This window comes from Paenibacillus sp. E194 (assembly GCF_000935845.1).
GTDB classification, from domain to species: domain Bacteria; phylum Bacillota; class Bacilli; order Paenibacillales; family Paenibacillaceae; genus Paenibacillus_B; species Paenibacillus_B alvei_B.
Map to the genome: position 1 here is coordinate 1 of NZ_JMDX01000273.1, position 6,881 is coordinate 6,881.

The window sequence follows — 6,881 nt, forward strand, 5'->3', positions numbered from 1 at the left end:
AATTAAATCTCGCGTCTTCTGTGCCGTATGTCCGATATATTCGCCAACCAGATCAGCCCGCTCTACTTCAAGCAAATGCCCTTTGCTGAGCACTCCTAGCTGCTGGAACATTTTCGCCATGATCCTGGCTACAGTCGTCTTGCCCGTGCCAGGATTGCCCTTGAAGATCATATGATATACATGCGATTGGCAGATCAGCCCCACATCCTGCCGTCTACGATTCATCTGTAAAATCGCATAGAGCTCATAGGCAATGTCCTTCATATGCTTCAAGCCGACAAGTCGATCAAGTTCTTTGCGAACCTCGCCAAATGGCCCATCCTGTGGGACAGCCAAGCTATCCGCTGTATCTTCTCCATTTGTCTGATTTGCGGCTGTATCCTGATTGGATTGCTCCACAGGTCGCAGCACAACATTTATTTGACGAGACGGACGTGCATTTCCTTCGGAATTAGCCGCTCGAAGCCTAACATTCATGCTTGTCACCCTTTCGACGTTCATCCTAATCAAGTTTCCTCACAACACTGAACACAAATAGTCGATGTTCCAATATATTCTATCGTCTGACAGGTTATTAGCAGTTTCGTCTACTATAGCTACTCCTGAGCATGATTCATATCGATGCAATTGCAATCCAAACATGGATACATACTGCGTCGCAAACATACGCACAAAAAAAGTGTGCAGGAACTCTCTCCTGCACACTCTGCACATCACCTTACGCTACCTTATGTGGATAAAGTACACTGCTATTGCTCACGGTTTGCACGGTCTATTTCTAATCTTAAGCAGCCTTATTCGAATTCTTATTCTGCTTGTGATTAATTATCTTCCCAGTAACAGATTGAATTTCTACCGAAGAATCCTCTGCCCCGTTGCCTGCAGACTTATCTTTGCTGCTGTTGTCTTTATCCTTCTGACCGCCAGAGTTAATAATGCGATCCGACCCTTTTGACCCGAAGCTATTCATCCCCGAAGTTCCATTCGTCACATTGGAACCAGACGTATCTGTAGATCCTGAGGAACCATCCCCACTAGATGTCCCTGTAGAACCGCCGTCTCCATTGCCTGTAACGTTATCGCCTGTTTCCGGCTGATTATTATTCGAATCCGGATTTTCCGGTACAGTTGGCGGTGTCGGCTCTTCCGGGTTCGTAGGCTGTTCCGTTGTCGGCGGATCAACGACCGGTGGATCAACGACCGGCGGCTCAATTGGCGTTTCCGGTGTCTCCTCCTTAATCGTGACGGAAGATTGATTCGATCTTCCTGACTCTTCAGATGCATTTACCGCTATAACATAGTACGTGTACGATTCTCCAGGGAAGACACCAACATCTTCAGCGCTGTTGCCCTTCAAGCCTTTGAGCAGCTGTGTGAATGTGTTGTCCTTAGAAGACTTCCGATAAACATGGTAAGAAATATTATCACCAGATACGCTGTTCCAGCTCAGTGCCACACTCTTTGTATTCTCAGAGTACGATGCACTCAACCCACTAGGCGCCCGCAGTTCTTCCGGCTTTTGTTCCACTTTATCCGGCTTCTTGAAGGAACCCGACTTCTTGCTTTGCAGCGCCTTACCCATAACCTCACTGAACATTTTCGATGCTCTGCGGCTGCTCTCATGGACAAGGTGATTTTTGTCAGTCTTGTCATACCCCATCCAGACAGCTGCTGTCCATTCTGGCGTATAGCCGACGAACCATGCATCACGGTCGCCCTTGCCACTGTAGCCTGGCACAGAGTACTGCGTCGTACCCGTTTTACCTGCAACAGTACGACCACTGATTTGTGCATTTTTACCCGTACCGTTCGTAACAACTTCGCGCATCATTTCAGTCATATAGTAAGCCGTTTTCTCACTCATAACCTTTTTGCCTTTCGGCACGTGATACACATAATAGTCATTGTTTTTGCGGTCTGTAATCTTTGCAATCGCATAGGAATCATAATAATTCCCTCCGTTAGCGAATGCATTATAAGCCTCTGACATATTGATCGGAGTAACCCCGTACGTCATCCCGCCCAATGCGATTGACAAGTTATAATCGTCATTCGTCAGGGGGAATCCTAGGCTTTTCGCAAATTCAAACCCTTTTTTCATTCCAATTTCATTCAATGTCCATACAGCAGGGATATTGATGGAACGTCTAACCGCTTCCGTCATCTCTACTGATGTCGTGTAGCCCCCAAGGTTCGTAGGACAATATTTGCCGAAGCACTGCTTCTCATTGTTCAATCTCGACCATGGGAAGTACTTGCCCGTCTCCAGTGCTGGCGCATAAGACACGATTGGCTTGAAGGACGATCCCGGCTGACGCTTTACAGTAGCACGATTCAATCCTTTGCGAGCATAATCCCGCCCACCTACCATCGCGATGATGGAGCCATTGCTATGGTCCGTAATAACCATTGCGCCTTGCATTTTCGTATCATCCGGGCTCTGCTCGAACATATCGTCATTGTTGAACGCATCGTACATAATGCGCTGAGCATTCGCGTCCATCGTCGTATAAATGTGATATCCTCCACGATACAGCTCATCCTCAGTAAGACCCGTTTTCTCAGTCGCTTCCTCTACCATGTAGTCAATGAATGCGTTGTATGCTTCATTTTGCTTATCCTCCGACTTAGCCGCGTGCCCCGACATTTTCGGATCATATTCCACCGCTGCAGCACTCTTCGCTTCTTCAGCCGTAATATAGCCTTGTTCATACATCAGTTGAAGAACAACAGCCCGGCGTTCCTTCGATCGCTCTGGACTCGACAGCGGATTATATCGGGATGGCGCTTTCGGGATAGCTGCCAAAGTCGCAACTTCCCATAGCTTCAGATCATTCAAGTCATCCTTATTGAAATACACCTTAGCAGCAGCTTTAAGGCCATATGCACCTTTACCGAAGAAGATCCGGTTTAAGTACATCGTAATAATTTCATCCTTCGTAAAATGATTCTCCAACGAAAGCGCAATCGACACTTCCGTTGCCTTCCGGAAGAACGTCTTATCGCTCGTCAGGAACATATTTTTAGCAAGCTGCTGTGTAATGGTACTTCCGCCTTCTGCAAGGCTTCGTGACACAACGTCCTTAACCATCGCACGCCCAATTGACCACAGATCGACCCCGGAGTGCTCCTTGAAGCGTCTGTCTTCCGTCGCTATGAAGGCATTGCTAACGAATTCCGGAATATCTCTCGGCTCAGCAATCTCTCGATGCTCTATGCCTTTACCAAGCTTAGCAAGCTCTGTACCATTCACATCGTATACAGTGGATACCTCAGCCAGCTTGAACATATCAGCATCCTTGTATTCACGCATCAGCCGCTCCCCGTTCAATAATACGAACAAATAACCGCCAACGGCACAGAACACGGCAAATGCCGTCGTGAAAAACATAAGCCAAAACGTCTTTTTCCAAGTCCATTTCTTTTTCTTCTTAGCTTTGTGCTTAGGATTTCCATGTGCCGGCGTGCGCGTACGTTGAGTTGATTCTTTTTCTCTCGTCATCTGCAATCCGACTCCCTTTATTCCTTTGATTGTCTCTCTCTTCATACCCTGTTGAGATACGATTTAAGCATATCCCTCATACTTATACCCAATATGACTACGAATGAAAAGAACAACCCTTCAGGGTTGTTCGGCAGCGACTATATTCCATTAGACGTGATGGAGGGGCAAAAAGTTTCATTGGCAATCTGCCCCAATCCATCTAATTTACGCCTCGTTCTGATGATCTTGCATCAGGGATACGTTACGTTGTGGCGTGAATGTGGAAATGGCGTGTTTATACACCATTTGCTGACGTCCCTCGCTATCGATGACAATGGTAAAGTTATCGAATGCGCGGATGACACCACGAATCTGGAATCCGTTCGTCAAATATACGGTCACTGGAATGCTTTCCTTGCGCAATTGATTCAAAAAAGTGTCCTGAATGTTAATAGATTTATTCATCGTCCGTACCCCCAATAATCATGAGATTGTGTTGAAATATATTCAACCTGTTATCGAAACTTTCCTGCTATGAGCTTACAAATTTGTTCAAATTGTTGATCTGCACAATCTGTTTCTGTGACATCAACCCAGTGAATATCCTTCATGTGCCGAAACCAAGAGAGCTGGCGCTTCGCAAATCTTCTTGTATCGCGCTTAAGCAGTTCAACGGCAGCATCGAGTGACATGTCACCTTCAATATACGCTGCGATTTCCTTGTAGCCAAGGCCTTGCATCGATACGAGATCTCGTGAGTAGCCCTGTTCGAGCAGGCGGCGCACTTCTTCCACCAGCCCCTCCTCCATCATCATATCAACTCTTGCCTCTATTCGTTTATATAGCATCTGCCTATCCATTGTCAAACCTATGATACACAGATCGAACGGCGATTCCTTCTTCTGACGGCCTAATTGCTTCGAAAAAGGCTCGCCTGTAAGATGATATACTTCTAAGGCTCTTATAACTCTGCGCTGATCATTGGCATGCAGTTTGTCAGCAGTTTCCGGATCCACTCCCCGCAAACGCTCCAGAAGCTCTTCTGCACCGTGAGAAGCTGCAAATTCCACCATTTCTTGACGGAACGCTTCATCTGCACCGTGTTCACTGAATTCATACCCGTAACATACAGATTCTACATAGAGCCCAGTTCCCCCGACGATAAATGGGGTATGATTGCGGTTCGCGATCTCGTCGATGAGTGACTGGCACTGAAGTTGAAAATCAGCGACCGAATACGGCTCATCGGGATCTAATATATCCATTAAATGGTGCGGAATGCCCTCTCGCTGCTCTACAGGCAGCTTAGCTGTACCAATATCCATTTGCCGATATACCTGCATGCTGTCACCGGATATAATCTCACATTGAAATTTCTTAGCCAAGTCAAGACTAAGCTTCGTCTTTCCAACCGCAGTCGGTCCAATGAGCACAAGCAGCCTCGGTTTATTACTCATCGTTGCCTCCAGCAATGCCAATCACCCCATATGCCAATTTCGCTCCGGATGGTAACACACGGGTGAATCCTAGCCGGGCAAATTCTTCGCTGTTCTTTACTTCCTTCATGACCACTCTCTTGCGCGCTACACGGCAAGCTTCCGCAATCGCTTCATGCGTCAAGGCTTTATGGTTCGCCATCGTACGCAGCGGATCTATCGATGCCGAGCTTGTAACGGGAGAGCGGAACATCGGATCAAAGTATACCACATCGACGGAGCGGCTTGGCAGTGAACTGAGCATGCTTAGATGTTCAGCCCTCTTCATCACAATACGGCGCATCGCTCCCGTAACCTCGTCCACACCACTCTCATACAGCTGCAGACCTTCGTGCACAAGCGCAAACAGTGACGGCTCACTCTCCAGCGCTGTAACCTTCCCATTAGGACCTACCGCGACGGCAAACACCAGAGAATCGCCTGCTAGGCCTGCCGTACAGTCTAACACCTCATCGCCAGGCGTAACACCACTCGCTGTAATCATCCCGTCCGCATCTCCGGACAAAATCCGCTTCGCTCGCACATAGGCCATACTCGGATGATAAGTCAGCTCCGTGACCCCTAACTTCAAATAGCGGACACAATCGTTCAGGTAGACGAGAAATTCATCGTCGCCATATCTACGCTGCATGCGAGGCAAGGTCTGATCGCGCCGTTCAGCATAGAACCATCCGAACAGCTTGGCCGTCTTCCGCGCCCGCTCCTTAAGCTCTGGTGACGTATACTCGCCTGTCGTGACTATCATTTGCTCCTCCTCATTATATACGCTGTGGAAAGGGAATTACAAATCCCCAGCTATTCTTACATAACCCGCTTAAACATTTTCTCCAGATCGTATGTTGTAAATCGAATGATGATCGGCCTGCCATGCGGACATGTAAATGGCTGGCGGCATGTTCCCAATCGGACGAATAGCGTCTCCGCCTCAGCTGCTGTCAAGCGCTGATTCGCTTTAATCGATGCCTTACAAGAGCACATCGTCGCTGAGGCCTCTCTTAATTTCGCAATATCGGGCGCCTTTTCACTCAACACCCAGTCCGTCATTTCTTGAATAATGTCCGTTTCTTCCCCTTTAGGGAACCAGTATGGATGGGAACGAACAAGGAATGTTTGTCCCCCAAATGGCTCCATGACAATCCCGACCTGCTCCAGCAAATGCATACGGGATCGAATCCGCTCCGCATCAGCAGGGGTAAACTCTAATGTGATCGGCAGAAGCAGCTCTTGAGAGGCTTCTACCGGCTTCCCGAATCGCTCAAAATAATATTCATAATTGATTCGTTCATGCGCTGCATGCTGATCAATTAAATAGAGCCCCTCTTCATTCGAAGCGATCAAGTATGTTCCGTGCAGCTGACCAATGTAAGAAAGTGCTGGAAACTTCGGCAAGGCAGCGTTGTCTGTTCTACCTTCCTCCGTCAGCCATTCCTTCCATTTCTCCGCACCGGCCTTCACTGCGGATTGCCCTGCTTGCTGCTTAGCATTCGAATAAGGATTCGAATAAGCACTCGTATTGGAACTTCCCGCATTGCGGCTACCATAAGACGGAGACGTCTCTCGAACTCTCTCTCTCGCCTCTTGACCGCTCACAATCGATGCTGGCTCTGCATCATAGGTAGTTGATGGAATCAAGTCGTGATCCATAGTTTGCTTGAGTTTCGCCGGATTGTTTACGGCGTCCTCGTTACTAGAAGAAGATTCAGTGGGCTTGATTGCCACTGGAGCCTCACTTGCAGCTCCAGCTGACACATCCTCGTTCTTGCGACCTTCCTCTTGCAATTGTTGCCTCTCCGTCTTCTGCTGTTCTACTGAGCCTCTCTGAGCAGTAGAATCAATAACGGATTCATTTGTGGGTTGCAAGGCTTCTGGAGCAACATGAGACATTTCGGTTGCTGCGGTCT

Annotated in this window: 5 protein-coding genes and 1 pseudogene; all 6 read right to left on the reverse strand. The window is 47.9% G+C overall.

The features are described 5' to 3' along the window. The coding region (locus AZ66_RS24845) for an AAA family ATPase (protein ID WP_044357338.1) at positions 1 to 477 on the reverse strand (477 nt) is incomplete at its 3' end. A 307-nt stretch (positions 478 to 784) separates the two neighbouring features. Next, positions 785 to 3,502, reverse strand: coding sequence for a transglycosylase domain-containing protein (locus tag AZ66_RS24850; RefSeq protein WP_082061720.1), 2,718 nt, complete (start codon positions 3,500 to 3,502; stop codon positions 785 to 787). A gap of 207 nt (positions 3,503 to 3,709) precedes the next feature. Then, complete coding sequence (gene hfq, locus AZ66_RS24855; RefSeq protein ID WP_005549853.1) at positions 3,710 to 3,949, reverse strand: RNA chaperone Hfq; 240 nt, start codon at positions 3,947 to 3,949, stop codon at positions 3,710 to 3,712. Between the two features lie 50 nt (positions 3,950 to 3,999). After that, positions 4,000 to 4,941, reverse strand: coding sequence for a tRNA (adenosine(37)-N6)-dimethylallyltransferase MiaA (gene miaA, locus AZ66_RS24860; protein ID WP_082061719.1), 942 nt, complete (start codon positions 4,939 to 4,941; stop codon positions 4,000 to 4,002). Further along, positions 4,934 to 5,725 carry a class I SAM-dependent methyltransferase gene (locus AZ66_RS24865; RefSeq protein ID WP_044357336.1) on the reverse strand — a complete coding sequence of 264 codons (792 nt, stop codon included), beginning with the start codon at positions 5,723 to 5,725 and terminating at the stop codon, positions 4,934 to 4,936. Before AZ66_RS24865 ends, miaA begins: the two co-directional genes overlap by 8 nt. Positions 5,726 to 5,781: 56 nt before the next feature. Then, positions 5,782 to 6,881, reverse strand: a pseudogene (locus tag AZ66_RS33090) (DNA mismatch repair endonuclease MutL); the annotation flags it as partial.

What these genes read in the sequence shown, in the direction of transcription:
- AZ66_RS24850 (WP_082061720.1), bottom strand. Translation starts at nt 3,502, where the DNA reads ATGACGAGAGAAAAAGAATCAACTCAACGTACGCGCACGCCGGCACAT.
- hfq (WP_005549853.1), bottom strand. Translation starts at nt 3,949, where the DNA reads ATGAATAAATCTATTAACATTCAGGACACTTTTTTGAATCAATTGCGC.
- miaA (WP_082061719.1), bottom strand. Translation starts at nt 4,941, where the DNA reads ATGAGTAATAAACCGAGGCTGCTTGTGCTCATTGGACCGACTGCGGTT.
- AZ66_RS24865 (WP_044357336.1), bottom strand. Translation starts at nt 5,725, where the DNA reads ATGATAGTCACGACAGGCGAGTATACGTCACCAGAGCTTAAGGAGCGG.